Below are 20,743 nucleotides of genomic sequence, written 5' to 3' on the forward strand. Positions count from 1 at the left end.
ACGCGGCATTCGTTTTGTCGCCCCCTCTCCATACAGGTAACCGGCCCGACCATGAGTACGATCCGCAGCATCCACGCCCGTGAAATCCTCGACAGCCGTGGCAACCCCACGCTGGAAGCCGAAGTCATCCTGGAGGACGGTTCGTTCGGTCGTGCCGCGGTTCCCTCCGGCGCCTCGACCGGCACCAAGGAAGCGGTCGAGCTGCGTGACGGCGACAAGACCCGTTACCTGGGCAAGGGCGTGCGCAAGGCCGTCGACAACGTCAACACCACCATCGCCAATGCGCTGAAGGGCTTCGAAGCCACCGACCAGGCTGGCCTCGACCGTCGCCTGATCGACCTTGACGGCACCGAGAACAAGGGCCGCCTGGGCGCCAACGCGCTGCTGGGTGTTTCGATGGCCGCCGCGCATGCCGCCGCTGCATCGAACAAGCAGGCGCTGTGGCAGTACCTGGCTGCCAAGACCGGCGTGACCCCGTCGCTGCCGGTGCCGATGATGAACATCATCAACGGCGGCGCGCATGCCGACAACAACGTCGACTTCCAGGAGTTCATGGTGCTGCCGGTCGGCTTCACCTCGTTCTCCGAAGCGCTGCGTGCCGGCACCGAAATCTTCCATTCGCTGAAGTCGGTGCTGAAGGGCCACGGCCTGAGCACGGCGGTGGGCGACGAAGGTGGCTTCGCGCCGGACTTCCGCAGCAACGTCGAAGCACTCGACACCATCCTCGAAGCGATCGGCAAGGCCGGCTACACCGCCGGTGAAGACGTGCTGCTGGGCCTGGACGTGGCCTCCAGCGAATTCTTCGAGAACGGCAAGTACAACCTGGTCGGCGAGAACAAGCGCCTGACCTCCGAGCAGTTCGTCGACTTCCTCGCCGACTGGGCCGCGCAGTACCCGATCATCACGATTGAAGATGGCCTGGCCGAGAACGACTGGGCCGGCTGGAAGCTGTTGACCGACCGCATCGGCAAGAAGGTGCAGCTGGTCGGCGACGACCTGTTCGTGACCAACCCGAAGATCTTCCAGGAAGGCATCGACTCGGGCACCGCCAACGCGATCCTGATCAAGGTCAATCAGATCGGCACCCTCAGCGAAACCCTGGAAGCGATCGCCATGGCCGACCGTGCCGGCTACGCCGCCGTGGTCTCGCACCGTTCGGGCGAAACCGAAGACACCACCATCGCCGATATCGCGGTGGCCACCACCGCCACCCAGATCAAGACCGGCTCGCTGTGCCGCAGCGATCGCGTGGCCAAGTACAACCAGCTGCTGCGCATCGAGGAAGCCCTCGGCGCCGGCGCGCGTTACGCCGGTCGTGACGCGTTCGTTTCGCTGAAGCGCTGAGCCGATGCGCGACTGGCGCTGGATGCTGCTGGTGCTGGCCCTGTTGCTGGGCTGGCTGCAGTACCGCTTCTGGTTTGGTCCGGGCAATTCGGGCGAAGTGATGATGCTCGAAGCCCAGGTCGCCAACCAGGAGCGGGACAATGAGGGTCTGCAGCAGCGCAACGACGCACTGGCTGCCGAAGTGAAGGACCTCAAGGAAGGCCAGTCCGCCATCGAGGAGCGCGCGCGCAGCGAGCTGGGCATGATCAAGCCTGGCGAGAAGTTCTACCGCGTGGTCGAGGATGCGCCGGTCCGCCCGGCGCAGCCCGCGGCAGGCGTCAATGCCCAGGCTGGCGAACACCCGGCGGACGTGCCATGAGCGCGGCGATCTGGGTGGTGGTTCCGGCCGCGGGCCGTGGCGCCCGCTTCGGCGCGGCGCTGCCCAAGCAGTACCTGCAGGCGGGCGGGCAGATCCTGCTCGCCCACACCCTGGACGCATTGCTGGCGCATCCGGCCGTGGCCGGGGCGATGGTAGTGATCGGTCCGGACGATGCCGACTGGCCGGGCTGGAGTGAATGGGCCGGCAAACCGGTACTGACCTGCATCGGCGGCGCGACCCGTGCCGCCTCGGTGCTGGCTGGGCTGCAGGCGCTGCCGGACTCGGTGCGCGCCGATGAATTCGTGCTGGTCCACGATGCCGCGCGGCCCAACCTGTCCCTGGCCGATCTCGGCCGCCTGCTTGAAGTCGGTCGTGCCGATCCGGTCGGGGCGATCCTGGCCGCACCGGTGCGCGACACCCTCAAGCGTGCCGGCGACGACGGTGGCATCGACGGCACCGAGCCGCGCGAGCGCCTGTGGCGTGCACTGACACCGCAGCTGTTCCGCCGCCACCAGCTCAGCCGCGCGCTGTCCGAAGCCGCCGCCGCCGGTATTGAAGTCACCGATGAGGCCATGGCCATGGAGCGCCAGGGCCAGCGCCCGCTGCTGGTCGAGGGCAGCGAGGACAACTTCAAGGTCACCACCCCGGCCGATCTGGACCGGTTCGAATTCGTACTTTCCCGCCGCGCCGGCTGATTAGCCGCGCGGCCCTGTAGCAAGGGTTGCATCCATGAGCACCGCACCGTTCCCGCCCGTCCGCATCGGCCAGGGCTACGACGTCCATGCCTTCGGTGAAGGCGACCACATCATGCTTGGCGGCGTGAACGTGCCGCACAGCTGCGGCGTGCTCGCGCACAGCGACGGCGACGTGATCCTGCATGCCCTGTGTGATGCCATGCTCGGCGCGCTGGCGCTGGGTGACATCGGCCAGCATTTCCCGCCCAGTGACGACCGCTGGAAGGGCGCCGACAGCAGCGATTTCGTGCGCCACTGTGACAGCCTGCTGCGTGAGCGCGGCTGGCGCGTCGGCAACACCGACATCACTGTGATCTGCGAGCGACCGAAGGTCGGCCCGCATGCGCTGGCCATGCGCGAGCGCATCGGCGGGCTGCTGCAGTTGCCGCTGGACGCGGTCAGCGTCAAGGCCACCACCTCGGAGAAGCTGGGCTTCACCGGCCGTGGTGAAGGCATCGCCGCGCAGGCCGTTGTGCTGCTGGTGGCGGCATGATTCCGTTGCCGTTGGCGTTTGGTGCGCCGTTGTTGACGGCGCGCATCCGCACCACGCCGGACGATTTCCAGGTGGATGAACTGCCGGCGTTCGAGGCGACCGGCGAAGGCGAGCACCTGCTGCTGCACATCCGCAAGCGCGGCGCCAACACCGTGCATGTGGCCAAGCTGCTGGCCACGTGGGCGGGCCTGCCGGAAATGGCGGTGAGCTACGCCGGCATGAAGGATCGCCACGCGGTCACCACCCAGCGTTTCAGCGTGCACCTGCCCAAGCGCATCGCGCCGGATCTGGCCGGGCTGGCCAGTGACGAAATCGAAGTGCTCGAAGCGACCTGGCACAACCGCAAGCTGCAGCGCGGCGCACTGGCCGGCAACCGCTTCAAGCTGGTGCTGCGCGAGGTGCAGGGGGATGCCGCCGCGATCAGCGAGCGCCTGCAGCAGATTGCAGCGCGCGGCCTGCCGAACTGGTTCGGTGAGCAGCGTTTCGGCCGCGACGGTGGCAACGTGCCGGCCGCACTGGCGATGTTCGGTGGCCGTCGCATGCGCAAGGACCAGCGCTCGCTGCTGCTGTCGGCGGCGCGTTCGGCGCTGTTCAACCGCGTGCTGGCTGCGCGCGTGGAGCAGGGCAACTGGGACCAGCCGCTCGATGGCGAAGTCTGGATGCTCGATGGCAGTCGCAGCGTGTTCGGCCCCGAGCCGTACACCGATGTGCTGGCCGAGCGGCTGGCGCGTTTCGACATCCATCCCAGTGCACCGCTGTGGGGCGAAGGCGAGCTGCGCAGCACCGACGCGGCACGTGAGCTGGAGCTGGCCGCGCTGGCCGACGACGAGTCGAAGGCACTGCGGGCCGGCCTGGAAGACGCGCGCCTGAAGCAGGAGCGCCGCGCGTTGCGCCTGCGCCCGGCGCTGCTGCAGCACCAGTGGCTGGCCGACGACGTGCTGGAACTGTCGTTCGCGCTGCCGCCAGGCTGCTACGCCACCGCCGTGCTGCACGAGCTCGGCCCGGTCGAAGACGCCTCGCAGGCCTGAGCAGAAAAGGGGACGGAGGCGAAGAGCATCCACGCATGGCGTGGACCTACTTTCCTCCGCTCGCCACAGTAGATCCACGCCATGCGTGGATGGTTTACCTCAACGCCGTGCCAGCAGCACCAGTACCGCGCCGGTGCCACCTTGTCCGGTCGGTGCCGAATGAAACGCCAGCACGTCGTTGCGCAGCCGCAGCAGGCGATCGACCAGGTTCTTCAGCACCGGCGCACCGCCATCGGACTGCAGACCCTTGCCGTGGATGATGCGCACGCAGCCGTACTCGTGTGCATGCGCTTCCAGCAGGAACTGGCGCAGCAGGGCTTCGGCCTGCGCGGCGGTGGCGCCGTGCAGATCCAGTTCGTCCTGCACCGAGTACTGGCCGCGCTTGAGACGCTGGAACAGGCGTGGTGGCAGGTTGTCGCGGCGATAGCTGGCCACGTCGCCGGCTTCCAGTGGCGTACTGTCGCGCAGCAGCCGGGCGAACTCGCCGGCCGCTTCGGCCTCGTCACGTTCGGCCATGCGTGCACGCGGTTTCGGCCGGGGCGCGGCAGGTGCCGGCTCGGCATCCTTGCGCAGCGGCGTCACTTCGCCGATGGCCGCACGGAACAATGCGGCCGGATCTTCGTCTTCAGGGTACGACATGCGCACAGGGTAAACCGCCGGCGCAGGTCTGCCTATGACGGTTCGATGTCGCCCGTGACCGCCGACAGGGTAGGACCGGCGGCTCGCATGCGGCACAATAGACGATGCCCTTGCAGGGTCGACCGCTTCCGCAGGGGAGCGCGACGGTCCCGCCCACACTGCACGGTGATGGAATCGAATTCTTGGAAAATCAAGCGGTTAAATCGAAGATGCGAATCCTGGTCAGCAATGACGATGGTGTCGACGCCGCAGGCATCCGGATGCTTGCCTCGGTCCTGCGCGAGGCCGGTCACGAAGTCACGGTGGTTGCGCCCGACCGCGATCGCTCCGGCGCCAGCAACTCGCTGACCCTGGACCTGCCGATCCGGCTCAAGCGCATCGACCATTACACCGTCTCGGTGGCCGGCACACCCACCGACTGCGTGCACCTGGCGCTGACCGGCCTGCTTGAATTCGAGCCTGACATTGTCGTGTCCGGCATCAACAACGCCGCCAATCTCGGCGACGACGTGATCTATTCCGGCACCGTCTCGGCGGCGATGGAAGGTCGCTTCCTCGGCCTGCCGGCCGTGGCGGTCTCGCTGGTCAGCCGCAACCACGATCCGAAGCACTTCGAGACCGCCGCGCGTGCCGCGGTGGAGATCGTCGCCCGGCTGAAGGCCGATCCGCTGCCGGCCGACACCATCCTCAACGTCAACGTGCCGGACCTGCCGTGGAGCGAGGTCAAGGGCTTCGAGGTCACCCGCCTCGGCAACCGCCATCGTGCCGAAGGCTGCATCGCGCAGAAGGATCCGCGCGGCAACGAGGTGTACTGGATCGGCCCGGCCGGCCGTGAGCAGGACTCCGGTCCCGGTACCGATTTCCACGCGGTGCGCACCGGCCACATCTCGATCACCCCGATCCAGGTCGACCTCACCCGCTACCAGGCGCTGGAGAAGGTCGCCGGCTGGGTGGGCGGCCTCAGCGCCGCGCTGGATCAGCCGGCATGAGTCCACGCCTGCGATTGCAGCCGGAAGCCGTCGGTATCGGCATGACCTCGCAACGCGTGCGTGATCGTCTGGTCGACCGCCTGCGTGAAGTCGGCATTGTCGACGAATCCACCTTGAACGCGATCCGGGTGGTGCCGCGCCATCTGTTCATCGATGAAGCGCTGGCCTCGCGTGCCTATGAGGACACCGCGCTGCCGATCGGCCATGGCCAGACCATCTCGCAGCCCTGGGTGGTCGCGCGGATGACCGAGGCGGTCCTCCAGGTCGCGCCGAAGCGCGTGCTGGAAGTCGGCACCGGGTCCGGCTACCAGGCCGCCATCCTCGGCGCACTGGGCCTGGAGGTCTACACCGTGGAGCGCATCGGCGACCTGCTGCGGCAGGCACGCAAGCGCTTCCGCGCACTGGGCATGAACATCCGCACCAAGCATGACGACGGCCGCGCCGGCTGGGCCGAGCACGGCCCGTTCGATGCCATCGTGGTCACCGCCGCGGCGCCGGCACTGGTCGATGAACTGGTTGGGCAGCTGGCCGAAGGCGGGCGCCTGGTGGCGCCGGTCGGTGGCCCGGGCGGGCAGTCGCTGGTGCAGCTGGACCGCAAGCCCGATGGCAGCATCGAACAACGCGTGCTGGCGCCGGTCACGTTCGTGCCGCTGCTGTCTGGCATGCTCGACTAATCCACGGAGCAGGGTTGCATGAAGATTTTCGGGCCGCTGTACGAGCGGGCGATGAAGTGGGCCGCGCACGAACGCGCGCCGACCTACCTGACGGTGTTGAGCTTCTTCGAGGCGATCATCTTCCCGGTGATGCCGGAGGTGATGCTGGCACCGATGTGCGTGGCCCAGCCCAAGCGAGGCTGGTGGTTTGCCACCCTCAGCCTGGCCGGCTCGATGGTCGGTGCGCTGGTCGGCTACGCGCTGGGTCACTACGCCTTCGAGGCGATCAAGCCGCTGTTCGAAGCGCTGGGCATGCTGCCGGCGATCGAGCAGGGCATCACCACCGTGCAGGCGAAGATGGTCGAGTCGCCGTGGGCGGTGTTCACCTTCCTGGTGCTGGGCGGCTTCATGCCCATCCCGATGAAGGTCTTCACGTGGGCATCGGGTATCGTCGGCGTACCGATGCCGCAGTACCTGTTGAGCATGCTGATCGGTCGTGGCAAGCGCGTGTTCGTGCTGGCCGCGGTCATCCGTATCGGTGGTGCGCGTGCCGAAGCGGCATTGCGTCGCTGGATTGAACCGCTGGGCTGGATCGCCACCGCGCTGGTGGTGGTGCTGATCGTCTGGCTTGTATGGAGGTCGAAGTTCGCATGAGTCCTGATCGTCTGAGCAAGGGAGTGCGCATCGGCGCGCTGGCGTTGCTGGTTTCCACCCTGGCCGCCTGCGGCACCGCCACCGTGGTCCGCCCCGGCGGCGGCAGTGCCGGTGGTGGCGTCACCACGCCGAAGACTTCGGTGCCCAAGCCCGGGCAGACCGTGGTGGTGCGCAAGGGTGACACCATCTACGCGCTGGCCCGCATCCATGACATCACGCCGGCCGACCTGATCGCCTGGAACAGCCTGGACAACCCTTCGACCATCCATCCGGGCCAGGTGATCCGGCTGTACCCGGCCGGTGCCAGCGGCGGCCGCGCACCGACCACGGTTGTCACCCCGCCGCGCTCGGGTGGCAGCAGCGCCGGCAGCACCGCGCCAGCCCCGGCGCCGGTTGGTCCGGTGAAGAGCAACATCGCCTGGCGCTGGCCGGCCGATGGCGCGATCGTCGGCCGCTACGTTGCAGGTGACGCGACCAAGCAGGGCGTGGACATCGCCGGTACCAGCGGCCAGGCTGTCAAGGCCACTGCCAACGGCGTGGTGGTGTACTCCGGTGCCGGCCTGGTCGGCTACGGCGAGCTGATCATCATCAAGCACAGCGACCAGTGGCTGTCGGCCTATGGCCACAACCGCAAGCGCCTTGTGAATGAAGGGCAGAGCGTGAAGGCCGGCGAGCAGATCGCCGAGATGGGCCGCACCGGTGCGAACCGCGACATGGTCCACTTCGAGATTCGCTACAACGGCAAGCCGGTGGACCCGCAGCAGTACCTGCCGGCGCGTTGACGCCGTTGGATCAGGCGGCGCCGGGCCTTGCCCGGCGTTGTTGACCTGTAGCGTCGAGCCATGCTCGACCCGGGTACCGCAGAGATGCGGCCATTTGCGATCTTATGTGTCGCTGGCCCACCTTCACGGCGTAGGGAATACCCGGCATTCTTGAGCCGACCCATCCGTCCCGGTGCCCCATGTTCCGCGTTGCTTTCGCTCTCGCGTTGCTCATCGTCGCGCCGCTGGCCATCGCAGCCAGCGATCCGCGTGGCGTGGTCACCCGTCTCTACGACGCAGTGCAGGCGCCGGCGTCGAACGAATCGACCATTCCGTCGCTGCTGGGCGATGCCCTGCGCTCAGCCGTCGACGCGCAGCGCACTTACGAGCGGGCCTGCGCTGCGCTTGCTGCGCACGACGAGAAGCCGCACATGCTCGACCAGAGCCCCTATCTGCTGGCGCCGGACCGGCCGGAGACGATAACGGTGGGAACGCCCGGATCGAGCGGTGACGCCACCTGGATCCGCGTCGACATGGCGGTGGGCGACTATCGCTGGACCGACCGGGTCCTGCTGCAGCGGCAGGGCCCGGACTGGAAGGTCATGGATATCCGCTGGGGGCAGGGCGGCAGCCTGATCGGACGGCTGCAGCAGTTTTCGGCCTTCCGCTGCACACCTTCGGGCGGCTAGCGCCGGGGCGCACCCGGCGACTCGAACTCAGCCTTCCAGGATGAAGGCGGCCGCGACCTTGCGGCCTTCGCCGGCCAGGATGTTGAAGGTGCGCGCGGCGGCCGGATTGTTCATCACTTCCAGGCCGATGCCGCGTGACAGGCAGGCTGCCATCACCACCGCCGGCGGGAATACCTGGCGGTCACCGGTGCCGAGCACGATCAGCGCCGGATTCAGCGCCAGGATGGGTTCCAGGTCCGACAACTGCAGCGCGGCGGCAGCCGCTACCGGCCAGTCCGTGACCAGCTGGTCCGGGGTCAGGAAAAAGCTGCTGCCCAGCACCTGGTCGTTGACCTTGGCCGAGCGGCCATCGGCGGCGCGCAGGCTGTAGGCGTAGTCAGGCGGTTCGTGGTTCAGCTGCATGGCGTCAGGGCGATCAGCCGCGCGGCAGCACGATCTGGCGCTGTTCCTTGCTCGGGCGGTACAGCACGGCGACGTGGCCGATGCGCTGCACCAGCGCGCTCTCGGTGGCTTCGACAATCTCGCCGATCATCACGTCACGGGCGTCGCGATCCTCGGCAGCGACCTTCACCTTGACCAGTTCGTGGCGCTCCAGCACTTCGTTCAGCTCAGCGATGAAGGCCGGGGTCACGCCCTTGCCGCCGGTCTGCAGCAGGGCCTTCAGGTCGTGGGCTTGGCCGCGCAGGAAACGGGTCTGGGAGGCGGTCAGGGCGATGGACATGCAGGAAAACACGGTTGAATGGGGCGATCAGGGTATCATGAGGACCCCATCAGCCCCTATTTTCAATGGCTACCCGCAGCAAAAGCAGCCAGCGCTGGCTCAAGGAACACTTCTCCGACCCCTTCGTGAAGAAGGCGCAGGCCGAAGGCATGCGCTCGCGCGCCGCCTACAAGCTCGAGGAGCTGCTCGAACGTGACCGGTTGCTGAAGCCGCACATGGTGGTGGTCGACCTCGGCGCGGCGCCGGGTGGCTGGTCTCAGCAGGTTCGGAGACAGATTGGCGACACCGGGCGCGTGCTGGCCCTGGACATCCTGGACATGCCGCCGCTGGCCGGCGTGGAGTTCCTTCATGGTGACTTCAGGGAAGAAGCCGTCCTATCGCAGTTTGAAGCCATGCTCGGGGATCAGCCGGTAGACCTTGTGCTGTCGGACATGGCCCCCAATAAGAGTGGTGTGGGCGCGGTCGACCAGCCGCGGATGATGCACCTGGCGGAGCTGGCCCTGGATTTTGCCGACAACCACCTGAAGACCGGTGGGGCATTCCTGATCAAGCTGTTCCAGGGCGAGGGCTTTGACGACTACGTGCGCGACATGCGCCGCCGGTACGACAAGGTCTCCATCCGCAAGCCGGAAGCCTCGCGCAAGCGCTCTCCCGAGGTGTATGCCTTGGGTCAGGGAAAACGCGCCCACATGAAGTAAGCTCGCAATGTACGCAAGTTCGACCCCAACGCAACGCCAGCACTGAGAGGAACACCGGAGCCAATGAGGATGAACGACTTGACCAAGAACCTCCTGCTATGGGTGGTCGTCGCCGTCGTGCTGATGGTGGTCTTCCAGAGCTTCTCGCCCAAGACCTCCGGGGCTGGGGCGCAGGGTGCGTCGTACTCGCAGTTCCTGGACCAGGTGGACAGCGGCAACGTGCAGAAGGTCGCCTTCGGCGGCGACATGCGCGGCGGCACCAGCCAGCTGACCTACACCACCCGGGGTGGGCAGTCGTCCACCATCACCGCACCGTTCGATCGTGATCTGATCAACGTGCTGCGCACCAAGAACGTGGAGATCGTGCAGGAGGAGCCGTCCAGCGGCATCTCCCTGGGCGCGATCCTGATGAATTTCCTGCCGGTCATCCTGATCATCGGCTTCTGGTTGTTCATCATGCGCCAGATGCAGGGCGGTGGCGGCGGTGCCAAGGGCGCGATGTCCTTCGGCAAGTCGCGCGCGAAGCTGCAGGGCGAAGACCAGATCAAGGTCACCTTTGCCGACGTCGCCGGTTGTGACGAGGCCAAGGAAGAAGTGGGCGAGCTGGTCGACTTCCTGCGCGATCCCTCCAAGTTCACCAAGCTGGGCGGTAAGATTCCGCGCGGCGTGCTGATGGTGGGCCCGCCGGGTACCGGCAAGACGCTGCTGGCCAAGGCCATTGCCGGCGAAGCCAAGGTGCCGTTCTTCTCGATCTCCGGTTCGGACTTCGTGGAAATGTTCGTCGGCGTCGGCGCCAGCCGCGTGCGCGACATGTTCGAGCAGGCCAAGAAGCACGCCCCCTGCATCATCTTCATCGACGAAATCGACGCCGTCGGTCGCCACCGTGGTGCCGGCCTGGGCGGCGGTCATGACGAGCGCGAGCAGACCCTGAACCAGCTGCTGGTCGAGATGGACGGTTTTGAAGGTGGCGAGGGAGTGATCGTGATCGCCGCGACCAACCGTCCGGACGTGCTGGATCCGGCGCTGCTGCGTCCGGGCCGTTTCGACCGCCAGGTCGTGGTCGGCCTGCCGGACGTGAAGGGCCGCGAGCACATCCTGAAGGTGCACATGCGCAAGCTGCCGCTGGCCGATGACGTCGAGCCGATGGTGATCGCGCGCGGTACCCCGGGCTTCTCCGGTGCAGATCTGGCCAACCTCTGCAACGAGGCCGCCCTGTTCGCCGCGCGTGGCAACGAGAAGGAAGTCCGCATGGACCACTTCGACCGTGCCCGCGACAAGATCCTGATGGGTGCCGAGCGCCGCTCGATGGCCATGAGCGAGGAGGAGAAGACCCTCACCGCCTATCACGAGGCCGGTCACGCTATCGTCGGTCGTCTGGTGCCCGAGCATGATCCGGTCTACAAGGTCACCATCATTCCGCGCGGCCGTGCGCTGGGTGTGACCATGTACCTGCCGGAAGGCGACAAGTACTCGATGAACCGCGTGGCGATCAAGTCGCAGCTGTGCTCGCTGTACGGTGGTCGCGTGGCCGAGGAGCTGATCTTCGGTGCCGACAAGGTCACCACCGGCGCCTCCAACGACATCGAGCGCGCCACCAAGATGGCCCGCAACATGGTCACCAAGTGGGGCTTGTCCGACCAGCTCGGCCCGATCGCCTATGGCGAAGAGGACGACGAGGTGTTCCTGGGCCGTTCGGTCACCCAGCACAAGAGCGTGTCCAACGACACCGCGCGCCGCATCGACGAGGAAGTGCGCAACATCCTCGACGAAGCCTACGCACGCACCACCGAGCTGATGACGGCCAACCTGGACAAGCTGCACGCGATGTCCCAGCTGCTGCTGCAGTACGAGACCATCGACGCGCCGCAGATCGACGCCATCATGGAAGGCCGCGATCCGCCGCCGCCGGCCGGCTGGAACAAGTCGAACAAGGATGGTGGCAACGACAAGGGCGGCGATGCCCGTCCGCTGCCGCCGATCGCAGGCCCGGCCGAGTCGCACTGACGGCCCGCTGCACGTGACACCAGACGAGGCCGGGGCGACCCGGCTTCGTCGTTTCTGGGCCGCTGGCCCATCCCGAAGTACCGAACTGACGCTGGAGCCCGCATGTCCGCCCCGAAGCCCGAACCGATTTCCCACACCGCCGAAATGGTCATCGCAACCGTGGTTGGCGTGGGTGTGGGCCTGGGGGCCGACAACCTGCTGCTGGGCTGCGTGGTGGGTATCGCGGTCGGCATCGTGCTGAGCATCGCCAAGACCCTGTACGTGGACCGCAAGCGCCGCCGCCGTTGAGGGGTATCGGCAGGGCTGCGCCCTGCACCTGCGGTAGTGCCGGCCGCTGGCCGGCAACCTCAACAGCAACAGCAACAGCAGAAGCGGGCATTCCTTGGGGTGGCGGGGCGGTGTCGGAGTGCGGGGACGCCGTAAACCCGTCCATGGGGGCTTGGCAGCCGCATCCATGCGGCTGACTGATCTGGCCCCCTGAAAACGGACGCCATGAAGCCGTTTCAGGCGGCAGCCCGGAGCTGCCGGGCGTAGTTGTTAGGCGAGTGGTAGCCCAGCGCCGAGTGTAGCCGGGCTGGATTGTAGAAGCCGTGGATGTAAGCAGCGATGGACTGGCTGGCTTGTTCCTTACTGGCGTAAGGCTCGGCAGCCTCTTCTGTCTTGAGCGTCGCAAAGAAGCTCTCGACCACGGCGTTGTCCCAGCAATTGCCAGGCCGGCTCATGCTTTGGACCACGTCATGGGACTGCAGCAGCTGGCGAAACTCGTTCCCCCAGTACTGCCCGCCACGATCGGAATGGAAGATCAGGCCAGGTCGTTGTGGATGCAGAGCCCAGGCATTGGCGAATGCTTTCACTACCAGTTCTTCAGTCAGGCGCCTGGAAACGCTGTAGCCCAGCACCTGCCGGGTCTGGACGCTGATGACCACGGCCAGATGCAGCCATCCCTGGCGGGTGGGGACATACGTGATATCTCCGACCCACGCCGTCGGTCCGGTTCCGGGGGCAAATTGCCGATCCAGCAGGTTGGGGGCGAGCTGAGATGAGCCGCCGGAGGATTTGGGCCGGAATCGGCCTTTGGTCTTGCCCTGGATTCGCTCCTCGGCCATTAACCGTGCCACGCGCTTGTGGCCAACTGGATGATTCCTGGCTCGTAAGGCCCTGACCAGCCGACGCCGCCCATAACTGCGTTTGCTGGCCACATGGATGGCCCGAAGCTCGGTACGGAGGGCCGAATCGACATCGCACGTTTGGGCACACTGGCGGCGCAGGTAGTCATGGAATCCAGAGACAGAAACCCCAAAAAGCCGACACAGCAACCTGGTCGGGTAGCGAGTCCTTTGACTGGCGACGAAGGCGTACCTCACTTGGACTCTCTGGCAAAGAACGCCGCCGCTTTTTTTAGGATTTCCCGCTCCATCTTCAGATTGGCGTTCTCGGCCCGAAGGCGGCTGATCTCGCTTTCCAGGTCAGTGGCCGGCCTGCGGGCCTCAGAGGTCAACGACCGGCCAGCACGGACCGCGTCAATCCAATTTGCCAGCGTCTTGACCGACATCTCCAGCTGACGGGCCGCTGCGGCAGGCCCGAGCGACTCGGCCAACTCCACGGCTTGGTGCTTGAACTCATCGGTGTAGCTACGACGGGTGATACGGGACATAAGGGGACCTCCAAGTGCGATCAAAGTATCGCCTCTTGGCGTCCGCGGACGGGGGGCCAGATCAGACACCCCGCACTCCGACACCGCCCCACCTCTGACAGATTCCTGCTGCTGTTGGTAGGTGTCGACCTTGGTCGACACATCTGTCAGATATCGATGTACAAGCATGGGGTCAGATCCGTTTTCCGGAGGAAAACAGATCTGACCCCAAGAGCTGCTCCGACAGATCGCAGAAATCTGTCGAAGGCGAGGTGGGGCCGGTTGTGGGGGCGTGAGCCGCATGGATGCGGCGACCGAGCTTACATGGACGTACTTGCAGCGGCCCCCGCAACCGGACCCACCCCGCCATTCCTCAGCAAGCCAGCTGTTGCTCCGGCTCTTGCTGTCGCTCTGGCCTCTGCGGGTGCAGGGCGCCGCCCTGCCGAACTAAACTACCCGCCGTTGTCCCTGCAGGATTGCCCATGTTCGATACCTCGCCCCAGCTCGATTGCGCCGGCCGCATCCTGCGCCTCGACCGTGCCCGGGTCATGGGCATCGTCAACGTCACCCCGGACTCGTTCTCCGATGGCGGCGCGCACGAAACCACCGAGTCGGCGGTCGCCCATGGCCTGAAGCTGGTCGACGAGGGCGCGGACCTGCTCGATATTGGTGGCGAATCGACCCGCCCGGGCGCCGTGCCGGTATCGGTCGAGGACGAGCTGCGCCGGGTGATTCCGGTGATCGAGCAGCTGGCCGCCCGTACCCGGGTTCCGATCAGCATCGACACCTTCAAGCCGGAGGTGATGCGTGCGGCCGTGGCCGCCGGCGCGGGCATGATCAATGACATCTACGGCCTGCGCCAGGACGGTGCGCTGGATGCCGCCGCTGAAGCCGGCGTGCCGGTGGTGTTGATGCACATGCAGGGTGAACCCGGCCACATGCAGGCTGATCCGCACTACGACGACGTCGTTGCCGAGGTGCATGGTTTCCTGGTGCAGCGCCTGTTCGCTGCTGAAATGGCCGGCATCGCGAAGAAGAACCTGCTGGTCGACCTCGGTTTCGGCTTCGGCAAGACCACGGCCCACAACATGACCCTGCTGGCGCGCTCGGAACGCTTCCTGGAACTGGGCGTGCCGATGCTGGCCGGCCTGTCGCGCAAGCGCAGCCTGGGTGAGCTGACTGGTCGCGACCTGCCGTCCGAGCGGGTGGCGGCCTCGGTGGCCGCGCATCTGATCGCGGTGCAGCGCGGTGCACGCATCGTGCGCGTGCATGACGTGGCGGCCACCGTCGATGCGTTGAAGGTCTGGCAGGCGGTCGAGGCGGTGCCCACGCCGCGCGCCGACGCCACGCCGACGATCCGTTGGCCGGACGAAGACTGATGGGCATCGACCGGCGCCCGCTGGCGATCGCCGTGATGGGGCCGACCGCCAGTGGCAAGACCGCCACCGCGATTGCCCTGGCGCAGCAGCTGGACGGCGAAATCGTCAGCGTCGATTCGGCGCTGGTGTACCGCCACCTGGATATCGGCTCGGCCAAACCCGATGCGGCCGAGCGCGCGCAGGCACCGCACCATCTGCTGGACCTGCGCGATCCCTGGCAGACCTACTCGGCGGCCGAATTCGCCGCTGATGCCGGCCGGGTCGTGGCCGACATCGTGGCGCGTGGCAGAACACCGATCCTGGCCGGTGGCACCGGCCTGTACTTCCGGGCGCTGTTGCAGGGTCTGTCGCCGATGCCGGAGGCCGATCCGGCGACGCGCGAAGCGCTCAGCGCCGAAGCCGCCGAACGCGGCTGGGCGGCACTGCATGCGGAACTGGCCAAGGTTGATCCGGCGGCCGCCGCACGCATCCATGCCACCGACCCGCAGCGCATCCAGCGGGCGCTGGAGGTCTATCGCCTGACCGGCACCCCCATCACGGAGTGGCAGCGCCGGCCGGGCGTGGCGCCGTTGCCGGTGCGCACGCTCAAGCTGGTCCTGGCCCCGCGTGACCGCGCGGTACTGCACCAGCGCATCGAGGCGCGCTTCGACGCCATGCTGGCGCAGGGCTTTCTGGGCGAGGTGGGGGCACTGCGCGCGATGCCGGAAATGGCCGCCGTGGAGGCGCCGTTGGACCTGCCGGCGGTACGTGCGGTCGGCTATCGCCAGGCCTGGGAGTACCTGGACGGGGAGGGCGATGCCGCCCGTTTCCGTGACAAGGCGATCTTCGCCACCCGCCAGCTGGCCAAGCGCCAGCTGACCTGGCTGCGCGGCGAGCTTGATGCGCGCTGGTTCGACCCCCATATCGACCACGAGCGCCTGGCCGGCGCGGTGTCGACCTTCGTCGCACGCTGAACCCCCGCCAGCCGTGTAACATCATCGGTCGGCGGGCGGCTCGGGGGCCGTGGCAACCGTCGGCAACCCAATAAGAACAATAATCAGGAGTGTGCAATGTCCAAGGGGCAATCGCTGCAGGATCCTTTCTTGAACGCACTGCGGCGCGAACGCGTGCCGGTTTCGGTGTACCTGGTGAACGGCATCAAGCTGCAGGGCACGATCGAGTCGTTCGACCAGTTCGTGGTCCTGCTGCGCAACACGGTCAGTCAGATGGTCTACAAGCACGCCATTTCCACGGTGGTTCCGGCACGCAATGTGAAGGTCGGCCCGGGCGGTGGTTACGTGCAGTCGGGTGAAGGTGGTCAGGCAGGTGATGAAGCAGACGAGTAATACCGGAGCGGTGAATGTTTGACCGCTCGAAAAAGGGCGAACACGCCCTGCTGATCCAGCCCCATTTCGGCAAGCTGGAAGACGATGTGCTTGAAGAGTTCGGTGATCTGGCCCGCTCGGCTGGGGCCAGCATCGCCGCGACGATCACCGCGCGCCTGGATCGTCCGAATCCGTCGACCCTGATCGGCAGCGGCAAGCTGGACGAGATCAAGGCCGCGGCCGATGCCAGCGGTGCCGACCTGATCCTGGTCAACCATGCGTTGAGCCCGGGCCAGGAGCGCAACCTGGAACGCTTCCTCGAGCGCCGGGTGATCGACCGTACCGGCCTGATCCTGGACATCTTCGCCCAGCGTGCGCACAGCCACGAAGGCAAGCTGCAGGTCGAGCTGGCGCAGCTGCGTCACTTGGCCACGCGGCTGGTGCGCGGCTGGACCCACCTGGAGCGCCAGCGCGGCGGTTCGATCGGCCTGCGCGGCCCGGGTGAAACCCAGCTGGAAACCGACCGCCGCCTGCTGCAGAAGCGGGTCGAGCAGCTGCAGAAGCGCCTGGAAAAGGTGGAGGTGCAGCGCACCCAGATGCGCCGTGCGCGTGTGCGCAGCGAGCTGCCGCGTGTCGCCCTGGTGGGCTACACCAACGCTGGCAAATCGACCCTGTTCAACGCCATGACCGGCGCTGAGGCCTACGCCGCCGACCAGCTGTTCGCCACGCTGGATCCGACCGTGCGCCGTATCGCGGTGCCGGGCGGCAACGTGGTGCTGGCCGACACCGTCGGCTTCGTCCGCGATCTGCCGCATGATCTGGTCGCCGCGTTCCGCTCGACCCTGTCCGAGGCGCGCGAGGCCGATTTCCTGCTGCACGTGGTCGACGCTGCCGATCCGCACCGCGAGGAGCGCATAGCGCAGGTGGATGAGGTGCTGACCGCAGTCGGTGCCGGTGACCTGCCGCAGCTGCTGGTGTTCAACAAGATCGACCGCATCGACGGCGCCGACGTCCGCCACGATGGCCAGGACGGTGTGCCCGACGAGTCGCGTCGTGAACGCGTCTGGATCTCCGCGCGTGACGGGCAGGGCCTTGAGCTGCTGCAGGCGGTGCTGGGCAAGCGCCTGGGCCTGCAGCACGTGACCGGTGAACTGCGCCTGCCGCCGGATGCCGGCCGCCTGCGTGCGCGCCTGCACCAGCTGGAAGTGATCCGCAGCGAACAGGCCGATGAAGAGGGCTGGCTGCTGCAGGTGGATCTGCCGATCGCCGAAGCCGAGAAGCTGGCCGCCAGTGCCGATGGCGCGCCGATCCGGGCGCTGCTGCCGGAGAAGCTGCCGGAGTGGTGAGGTAGCGGCCCATGCCCGGTAGTGCCGGCCGCTGGCCGGCAGCACAACCGTGCCGGAGGGGCGCGACATCCAGCTGTCATCTGCGGTACAACGTGCAGGTTCTTCACCCCACCGTCATGCCGATGTCCATCCCCACCGACGCCGACCTCAACGCCCAGTCCGCCGCGCTCGGGCAGCGCCTGCAACAGGCCTCGCTACAGCTGGTCACCGCCGAAAGCTGCAGTGGCGGCTGGATCGCCAAGTGCATGACCGACATCGCCGGTTCCTCGGCGTTCTTCGACTGCGGCATGGTGGTCTACAGCTACGAAGCCAAGCAGCGCCTGCTCGGTGTGCGCGCGCAGACCCTGGAGCAGTTCGGTGCGGTCAGCCGCGAAACCGTGCTGGAGATGGTGTCCGGCGCACTGGTCAATTCCGGTGCCGGCATCGCCGTTGCGGTGACGGGCATCGCCGGTCCCGGCGGTGGCAGCCCGGACAAGCCGGTCGGCAGCGTCTGGATCGGCTGGAAGCGCCGGGGCGGCTACGCGCGCGCCGAGCTGTTCCAGTTCGACGGCGACCGCGAAGCCATCCGCCGGCAAACCGTGGCGGCGGCATTGCGCGGTATCGACGCCCAGCTGTGACATGCTGCTCCGGTAATCGTCCGGAGCACGCATGATGTGGGAAACGCTGGGCACGGTCCGTGACCTGGGCCGACTGCAGGAAATCGCCGTCGTCCTGATCCGCTATGGCTTCGGCGACGTGGTGCGGCGCATTGGGCTGGCCAGTACGCTGGAGCGGGCAGGGCGCCTCCTGCATTGGAACGAGGAGCGGCAGGAACTGCTGCGGATGACCGCGCCGGTGCGCGTGCGCAGCGCGATGCAGGATCTCGGCCCGACCTTCGTCAAGCTTGGGCAGGTGCTTGCGACGCGCGTCGATCTGCTGCCGCCGGAGTGGATCGCCGAGCTCTCTGAACTGCAGAACGCGGTGCCGGCGCTGCCGTATGCGGATATCCGCGAGCAGCTCGAAGCCGACCTTGGCGCATCGCCTGCAGAGGTGTTCGCCTTCCTCGATGAAACCCCGATGGCTGCCGCCTCGCTGGCGCAGGCCCATCGCGCGCGCCTGCATGATGGTCGCGAGGTGGTGCTGAAGGTGCGACGCCCCGGCATCCGCGATGTGGTCGAGGCCGACCTGCGGCTGCTGGCCCGCCTGGCCGAGATCGTCGAGGCGCGCCTGCCGGACCTGCGTCGTTACCGCCCGGCCGAAGTCGTGCAGCAGTTCACCGTATCGCTGCGCCGCGAGCTGGATTTTGCCGCCGAATGCCGCAATGCCGAGCGCATCGCACGCAACTTCAAGGGCCGCGACGACATCCTGATTCCCGACGTGCACTGGCAGTGGACCTGCGAAAGCCTGAATGTGCAGGACTTCGTTGACGGCATTCCCGGGCGCGACCTGGCCGGCGTCGACGCGGCGGGCCTGGACCGGCGCGAGCTGGCGCGGCGCGGTGCGGACATCGTGCTGAAGATGGTGCTGGAGGACGGCAGCTTCCACGCCGACCCGCACCCCGGCAACATCATCTACCTGCGAGACGGCCGCATCGGTGTGATCGATTTCGGCATGGTCGGTGCCTTGTCGGAAGTGCGGCGCTTCCAGGTCGCGCAGCTGCTGCACGGGTTGGTCGAGCAGGACCCGCAGGGCGTGGCCGACGTGCTGCTGGACTGGGCCGGTGGCGTGGAAGTGGACGAGAACCGGCTGCAGCACGACATCAGCCAGTTCGTCGACCAGTACCGCGGCGTGCCGCTGAAGGACCTGCGGATCGGCCTGATGCTGGGTGACATCACCCAGTTGCTGCGCAGCTACAGCCTGACCCTGCCGGCCGACCTGGCGTTGATGATCAAGGCGTTCCTGACGCTGGAAGGCATGGGCCGCCAGCTGGACCCCGATTTCGACATGGCCAGCGCTGCCCGCCCGTTCCTGGAACGGGTGGTGCTGCAGCGCTATGCGCCCAGGGCACTGCTCAAGCGTGGCCGGCGCAGCCTGCTGGGCCTGGTCGACTTTGCCGGCGAACTGCCACGCGACCTGCGCAAGCTGGTCCAGGCAGCCCGCCGTGGGCGCCTGCAGCTGAAGGTGGAAACCAGCGCGCTGCAGGGCTTCGGCGAGCAGGTCAACCGCGCGGCGAACCGGCTGGTGATGGGCATCGTCACCGCCGCATTGATCATCGGCTCGTCGATCGTGATGCACAGCGTTGGTGGCGTCTCCAGCCGCTGGCTGCTGGCGCTGGGCGTGTGCGGCTTCATCGGCGCCGGCTTCTGCGGCGTGTGGATCCTGTTCTCGATATGGAGAAGCGGTAAACACACGTGAGTGTGTTTACCGCAGCGGTTCCCCCCGGGAACCGCGGAATCGCTGCGCGATTCCTGTAGAGCCGACCGCTGGTCGGCTGCTTCTGCTCTCCCCTTTGTCTCTGCCAGCCGGGCCAAGCCGGCGACGATTGCCGATGCCCTTGTCGCCCCCGGCACTTGCAGTCCAGTGCGTTAGTAGTAATACTACTAACCATGGACCTGACCGACACCCAGCAGGCGATCCTGCAGTTGATCGCCGAGCGTATCGAGAGCGAAGGCGCACCGCCGTCTCAGACTGAAATCGCACGTGCGTTCGGCTTCAAGGGCGTACGCGCGGCCCAGTACCACCTGGAAGCCCTGGAGCAGGCCGGTGCGATCCGTCGCATCCCCGGCCAGGCCCGCGGCATCCGCCTGGTGCAGGCACCGCCGGTCGAAAAGCTGGCCGAGCCGGGCCTGCCCGACAGCGTCCTGCGCCTGCCGGTGCTGGGCCGGGTCGCGGCCGGCCTGCCGATCGGCGCCGACATCGGCTCGGACGATTTCGTGGTGCTGGACCGGGTGTTCTTCTCGCCGGCGCCGGATTACCTGTTGAAGGTGCAGGGCGATTCGATGATCGACGAGGGCATCTTCGACGGTGACCTGATCGGTGTGCACCGCACCCGCGATGCCCATTCCGGGCAGATCGTGGTGGCCCGCATCGATGACGAGATCACCGTGAAGCTGCTGAAGATCGCCAAGGACCGCATCCGCCTGCTGCCGCGCAACCCCGACTACAAGCCGATCGAGGTGTTGCCGGATCAGGACTTCGCGATCGAAGGCCTCTATTGCGGCCTGCTGCGGCCCAACCGTTGACCTGTTCCATAGCGCATTACCCCGCGGTCTTTTGTGGCGATTCTCTGGTTCCACTGAGGTTGGTACGGATGTCCGATAATTCTTTTCAGAGCGCCGGGCAGAATCTCAGCCTGTGCGATACGTCCGACTTAAAGTGAACCCATGGCAAAGAAGAC

25 protein-coding genes are annotated in these 20,743 nt (G+C 66.9%); 20 read left to right on the forward strand and 5 right to left on the reverse strand.

Annotation, left to right across the window (positions count from 1 at the left end; translation table 11 throughout):
- Window positions 1–51: 51 nt before the first annotated feature.
- The 5 genes from eno to truD are packed head-to-tail and all read left to right on the forward strand — an operon-like array spanning window position 52 to window position 3,957.
- Entirely contained in the window at window positions 52–1,344 is a 1,293-nt protein-coding gene (eno, locus tag ACUZUJ_RS08100) for a phosphopyruvate hydratase (RefSeq protein WP_014036739.1), read from the forward strand.
- A gap of 4 nt (window positions 1,345–1,348) precedes the next feature.
- Window positions 1,349–1,702, forward strand: coding sequence for a cell division protein FtsB (ftsB, locus tag ACUZUJ_RS08105; protein WP_049445679.1), 354 nt, complete (start codon window positions 1,349–1,351; stop codon window positions 1,700–1,702).
- Entirely contained in the window at window positions 1,699–2,397 is a 699-nt protein-coding gene (ispD, locus tag ACUZUJ_RS08110; RefSeq protein ID WP_458220917.1) for a 2-C-methyl-D-erythritol 4-phosphate cytidylyltransferase, read from the forward strand. The genes ftsB and ispD overlap by 4 nt, the downstream gene beginning before the upstream one ends.
- 34 nt (window positions 2,398–2,431) lie before the next feature.
- Window positions 2,432–2,929 carry a 2-C-methyl-D-erythritol 2,4-cyclodiphosphate synthase gene (ispF, locus tag ACUZUJ_RS08115; protein WP_005409005.1) on the forward strand — a complete coding sequence of 166 codons (498 nt, stop codon included), beginning with the start codon at window positions 2,432–2,434 and terminating at the stop codon, window positions 2,927–2,929.
- Window positions 2,926–3,957: a tRNA pseudouridine(13) synthase TruD gene (gene truD / locus ACUZUJ_RS08120; RefSeq protein ID WP_119007643.1), complete on the forward strand. Its 1,032-nt coding sequence runs from the start codon at window positions 2,926–2,928 to the stop codon at window positions 3,955–3,957. Before ispF ends, truD begins: the two co-directional genes overlap by 4 nt.
- Before the next feature lie 99 nt (window positions 3,958–4,056).
- Here truD and ACUZUJ_RS08125 read toward each other — a convergent pair whose 3' ends face one another.
- Window positions 4,057–4,596, reverse strand: a complete 540-nt coding sequence (locus ACUZUJ_RS08125; RefSeq protein WP_075674797.1) for a Smr/MutS family protein — start codon at window positions 4,594–4,596, stop codon at window positions 4,057–4,059.
- Between the two features lie 209 nt (window positions 4,597–4,805).
- Between ACUZUJ_RS08125 and surE the strand changes: the two genes are divergently transcribed.
- From surE to ACUZUJ_RS08150, 5 genes are all read left to right on the forward strand, one after another.
- Window positions 4,806–5,585 (forward strand): 5'/3'-nucleotidase SurE, encoded by a 780-nt coding sequence (gene surE / locus ACUZUJ_RS08130; protein ID WP_049445673.1) that lies wholly within the window; start codon window positions 4,806–4,808, stop codon window positions 5,583–5,585.
- Window positions 5,582–6,259, forward strand: a complete 678-nt coding sequence (locus tag ACUZUJ_RS08135) for a protein-L-isoaspartate(D-aspartate) O-methyltransferase (protein ID WP_075674795.1) — start codon at window positions 5,582–5,584, stop codon at window positions 6,257–6,259. The genes surE and ACUZUJ_RS08135 overlap by 4 nt, the downstream gene beginning before the upstream one ends.
- Window positions 6,260–6,277: 18 nt before the next feature.
- Window positions 6,278–6,892 (forward strand): YqaA family protein, encoded by a 615-nt coding sequence (locus ACUZUJ_RS08140; protein WP_119007644.1) that lies wholly within the window; start codon window positions 6,278–6,280, stop codon window positions 6,890–6,892.
- Window positions 6,889–7,674: a peptidoglycan DD-metalloendopeptidase family protein gene (locus tag ACUZUJ_RS08145; protein WP_014036747.1), complete on the forward strand. Its 786-nt coding sequence runs from the start codon at window positions 6,889–6,891 to the stop codon at window positions 7,672–7,674. The genes ACUZUJ_RS08140 and ACUZUJ_RS08145 overlap by 4 nt, the downstream gene beginning before the upstream one ends.
- Window positions 7,675–7,853: 179 nt before the next feature.
- Complete coding sequence (locus ACUZUJ_RS08150) at window positions 7,854–8,342, forward strand: hypothetical protein (RefSeq protein ID WP_458220918.1); 489 nt, start codon at window positions 7,854–7,856, stop codon at window positions 8,340–8,342.
- Between the two features lie 27 nt (window positions 8,343–8,369).
- On the opposite strand, the gene ACUZUJ_RS08155 is transcribed toward ACUZUJ_RS08150, so the two are convergent.
- Together ACUZUJ_RS08155 and yhbY are read right to left on the reverse strand one after the other, a co-directional pair.
- A complete protein-coding gene (locus tag ACUZUJ_RS08155) occupies window positions 8,370–8,744 on the reverse strand; it encodes an Mth938-like domain-containing protein (protein WP_119007646.1) in 375 nt (124 codons plus the stop codon).
- 13 nt (window positions 8,745–8,757) lie between these two features.
- A complete protein-coding gene (gene yhbY / locus ACUZUJ_RS08160) occupies window positions 8,758–9,063 on the reverse strand; it encodes a ribosome assembly RNA-binding protein YhbY (RefSeq protein ID WP_004152868.1) in 306 nt (101 codons plus the stop codon).
- 65 nt (window positions 9,064–9,128) lie between these two features.
- Here yhbY and rlmE point away from each other — a divergent pair, with 65 nt between their 5' ends.
- The 3 genes from rlmE (at window position 9,129) to ACUZUJ_RS08175 (ending at window position 12,053) form a co-directional block, all read left to right on the forward strand.
- The gene (rlmE, locus tag ACUZUJ_RS08165; RefSeq protein WP_005409014.1) at window positions 9,129–9,761 is read left to right on the forward strand and encodes a 23S rRNA (uridine(2552)-2'-O)-methyltransferase RlmE; all 633 of its coding nucleotides are present in this window, start codon (window positions 9,129–9,131) and stop codon (window positions 9,759–9,761) included.
- A 69-nt stretch (window positions 9,762–9,830) separates the two neighbouring features.
- Complete coding sequence (ftsH, locus tag ACUZUJ_RS08170) at window positions 9,831–11,765, forward strand: ATP-dependent zinc metalloprotease FtsH (RefSeq protein WP_014036751.1); 1,935 nt, start codon at window positions 9,831–9,833, stop codon at window positions 11,763–11,765.
- Window positions 11,766–11,867: 102 nt separating this feature from the next.
- Complete coding sequence (locus tag ACUZUJ_RS08175) at window positions 11,868–12,053, forward strand: hypothetical protein (RefSeq protein WP_049482998.1); 186 nt, start codon at window positions 11,868–11,870, stop codon at window positions 12,051–12,053.
- A gap of 215 nt (window positions 12,054–12,268) precedes the next feature.
- Here the strand turns inward: ACUZUJ_RS08175 and ACUZUJ_RS08180 are convergent, their stop codons facing one another.
- Together ACUZUJ_RS08180 and ACUZUJ_RS08185 are read right to left on the reverse strand one after the other, a co-directional pair.
- Window positions 12,269–13,129, reverse strand: a complete 861-nt coding sequence (locus ACUZUJ_RS08180; protein ID WP_101764920.1) for an IS3 family transposase — start codon at window positions 13,127–13,129, stop codon at window positions 12,269–12,271.
- Entirely contained in the window at window positions 13,126–13,419 is a 294-nt protein-coding gene (locus ACUZUJ_RS08185) for a transposase (protein ID WP_087921478.1), read from the reverse strand. Before ACUZUJ_RS08185 ends, ACUZUJ_RS08180 begins: the two co-directional genes overlap by 4 nt.
- Window positions 13,420–13,880: 461 nt before the next feature.
- Between ACUZUJ_RS08185 and folP the strand changes: the two genes are divergently transcribed.
- The 7 genes from folP (at window position 13,881) to lexA (ending at window position 20,588) form a co-directional block, all read left to right on the forward strand.
- Window positions 13,881–14,777, forward strand: a complete 897-nt coding sequence (gene folP / locus ACUZUJ_RS08190) for a dihydropteroate synthase (protein WP_049445664.1) — start codon at window positions 13,881–13,883, stop codon at window positions 14,775–14,777.
- Window positions 14,777–15,730 carry a tRNA (adenosine(37)-N6)-dimethylallyltransferase MiaA gene (gene miaA, locus ACUZUJ_RS08195; RefSeq protein ID WP_049445662.1) on the forward strand — a complete coding sequence of 318 codons (954 nt, stop codon included), beginning with the start codon at window positions 14,777–14,779 and terminating at the stop codon, window positions 15,728–15,730. Before folP ends, miaA begins: the two co-directional genes overlap by 1 nt.
- Before the next feature lie 96 nt (window positions 15,731–15,826).
- Window positions 15,827–16,102, forward strand: coding sequence for an RNA chaperone Hfq (gene hfq / locus ACUZUJ_RS08200; protein ID WP_004152891.1), 276 nt, complete (start codon window positions 15,827–15,829; stop codon window positions 16,100–16,102).
- Window positions 16,103–16,116: 14 nt separating this feature from the next.
- Window positions 16,117–17,427, forward strand: a complete 1,311-nt coding sequence (gene hflX, locus ACUZUJ_RS08205; RefSeq protein ID WP_049445660.1) for a ribosome rescue GTPase HflX — start codon at window positions 16,117–16,119, stop codon at window positions 17,425–17,427.
- A gap of 122 nt (window positions 17,428–17,549) precedes the next feature.
- The gene (locus ACUZUJ_RS08210) at window positions 17,550–18,044 is read left to right on the forward strand and encodes a CinA family protein (protein ID WP_005409020.1); all 495 of its coding nucleotides are present in this window, start codon (window positions 17,550–17,552) and stop codon (window positions 18,042–18,044) included.
- Window positions 18,045–18,078: 34 nt separating this feature from the next.
- Window positions 18,079–19,761 (forward strand): 2-polyprenylphenol 6-hydroxylase, encoded by a 1,683-nt coding sequence (gene ubiB, locus ACUZUJ_RS08215; RefSeq protein ID WP_049445715.1) that lies wholly within the window; start codon window positions 18,079–18,081, stop codon window positions 19,759–19,761.
- Window positions 19,762–19,952: 191 nt separating this feature from the next.
- Entirely contained in the window at window positions 19,953–20,588 is a 636-nt protein-coding gene (lexA, locus tag ACUZUJ_RS08220) for a transcriptional repressor LexA (RefSeq protein ID WP_005412936.1), read from the forward strand.
- Window positions 20,589–20,743 lie beyond the last annotated feature (155 nt).

Source organism: Stenotrophomonas sp. S4 (genome assembly GCF_054187805.2).

Coding starts and splice junctions, on each gene's coding strand:
- ftsB (WP_049445679.1), top strand. CDS start 1,349: ATGCGCGACTGGCGCTGGATGCTGCTGGTGCTGGCCCTGTTGCTGGGC.
- ispF (WP_005409005.1), top strand. CDS start 2,432: ATGAGCACCGCACCGTTCCCGCCCGTCCGCATCGGCCAGGGCTACGAC.
- ACUZUJ_RS08125 (WP_075674797.1), bottom strand. CDS start 4,596: ATGTCGTACCCTGAAGACGAAGATCCGGCCGCATTGTTCCGTGCGGCC.
- ACUZUJ_RS08145 (WP_014036747.1), top strand. CDS start 6,889: ATGAGTCCTGATCGTCTGAGCAAGGGAGTGCGCATCGGCGCGCTGGCG.
- hfq (WP_004152891.1), top strand. CDS start 15,827: ATGTCCAAGGGGCAATCGCTGCAGGATCCTTTCTTGAACGCACTGCGG.
- hflX (WP_049445660.1), top strand. CDS start 16,117: ATGTTTGACCGCTCGAAAAAGGGCGAACACGCCCTGCTGATCCAGCCC.
- ispD (WP_458220917.1), top strand. CDS start 1,699: ATGAGCGCGGCGATCTGGGTGGTGGTTCCGGCCGCGGGCCGTGGCGCC.
- ACUZUJ_RS08175 (WP_049482998.1), top strand. CDS start 11,868: ATGTCCGCCCCGAAGCCCGAACCGATTTCCCACACCGCCGAAATGGTC.
- yhbY (WP_004152868.1), bottom strand. CDS start 9,063: ATGTCCATCGCCCTGACCGCCTCCCAGACCCGTTTCCTGCGCGGCCAA.
- folP (WP_049445664.1), top strand. CDS start 13,881: ATGTTCGATACCTCGCCCCAGCTCGATTGCGCCGGCCGCATCCTGCGC.
- lexA (WP_005412936.1), top strand. CDS start 19,953: ATGGACCTGACCGACACCCAGCAGGCGATCCTGCAGTTGATCGCCGAG.
- miaA (WP_049445662.1), top strand. CDS start 14,777: ATGGGCATCGACCGGCGCCCGCTGGCGATCGCCGTGATGGGGCCGACC.
- ACUZUJ_RS08210 (WP_005409020.1), top strand. CDS start 17,550: ATGTCCATCCCCACCGACGCCGACCTCAACGCCCAGTCCGCCGCGCTC.
- eno (WP_014036739.1), top strand. CDS start 52: ATGAGTACGATCCGCAGCATCCACGCCCGTGAAATCCTCGACAGCCGT.
- ACUZUJ_RS08150 (WP_458220918.1), top strand. CDS start 7,854: ATGTTCCGCGTTGCTTTCGCTCTCGCGTTGCTCATCGTCGCGCCGCTG.
- ACUZUJ_RS08155 (WP_119007646.1), bottom strand. CDS start 8,744: ATGCAGCTGAACCACGAACCGCCTGACTACGCCTACAGCCTGCGCGCC.
- rlmE (WP_005409014.1), top strand. CDS start 9,129: ATGGCTACCCGCAGCAAAAGCAGCCAGCGCTGGCTCAAGGAACACTTC.
- ACUZUJ_RS08185 (WP_087921478.1), bottom strand. CDS start 13,419: ATGTCCCGTATCACCCGTCGTAGCTACACCGATGAGTTCAAGCACCAA.
- truD (WP_119007643.1), top strand. CDS start 2,926: ATGATTCCGTTGCCGTTGGCGTTTGGTGCGCCGTTGTTGACGGCGCGC.
- ACUZUJ_RS08140 (WP_119007644.1), top strand. CDS start 6,278: ATGAAGATTTTCGGGCCGCTGTACGAGCGGGCGATGAAGTGGGCCGCG.
- ftsH (WP_014036751.1), top strand. CDS start 9,831: ATGAACGACTTGACCAAGAACCTCCTGCTATGGGTGGTCGTCGCCGTC.
- ubiB (WP_049445715.1), top strand. CDS start 18,079: ATGTGGGAAACGCTGGGCACGGTCCGTGACCTGGGCCGACTGCAGGAA.
- ACUZUJ_RS08135 (WP_075674795.1), top strand. CDS start 5,582: ATGAGTCCACGCCTGCGATTGCAGCCGGAAGCCGTCGGTATCGGCATG.
- surE (WP_049445673.1), top strand. CDS start 4,806: ATGCGAATCCTGGTCAGCAATGACGATGGTGTCGACGCCGCAGGCATC.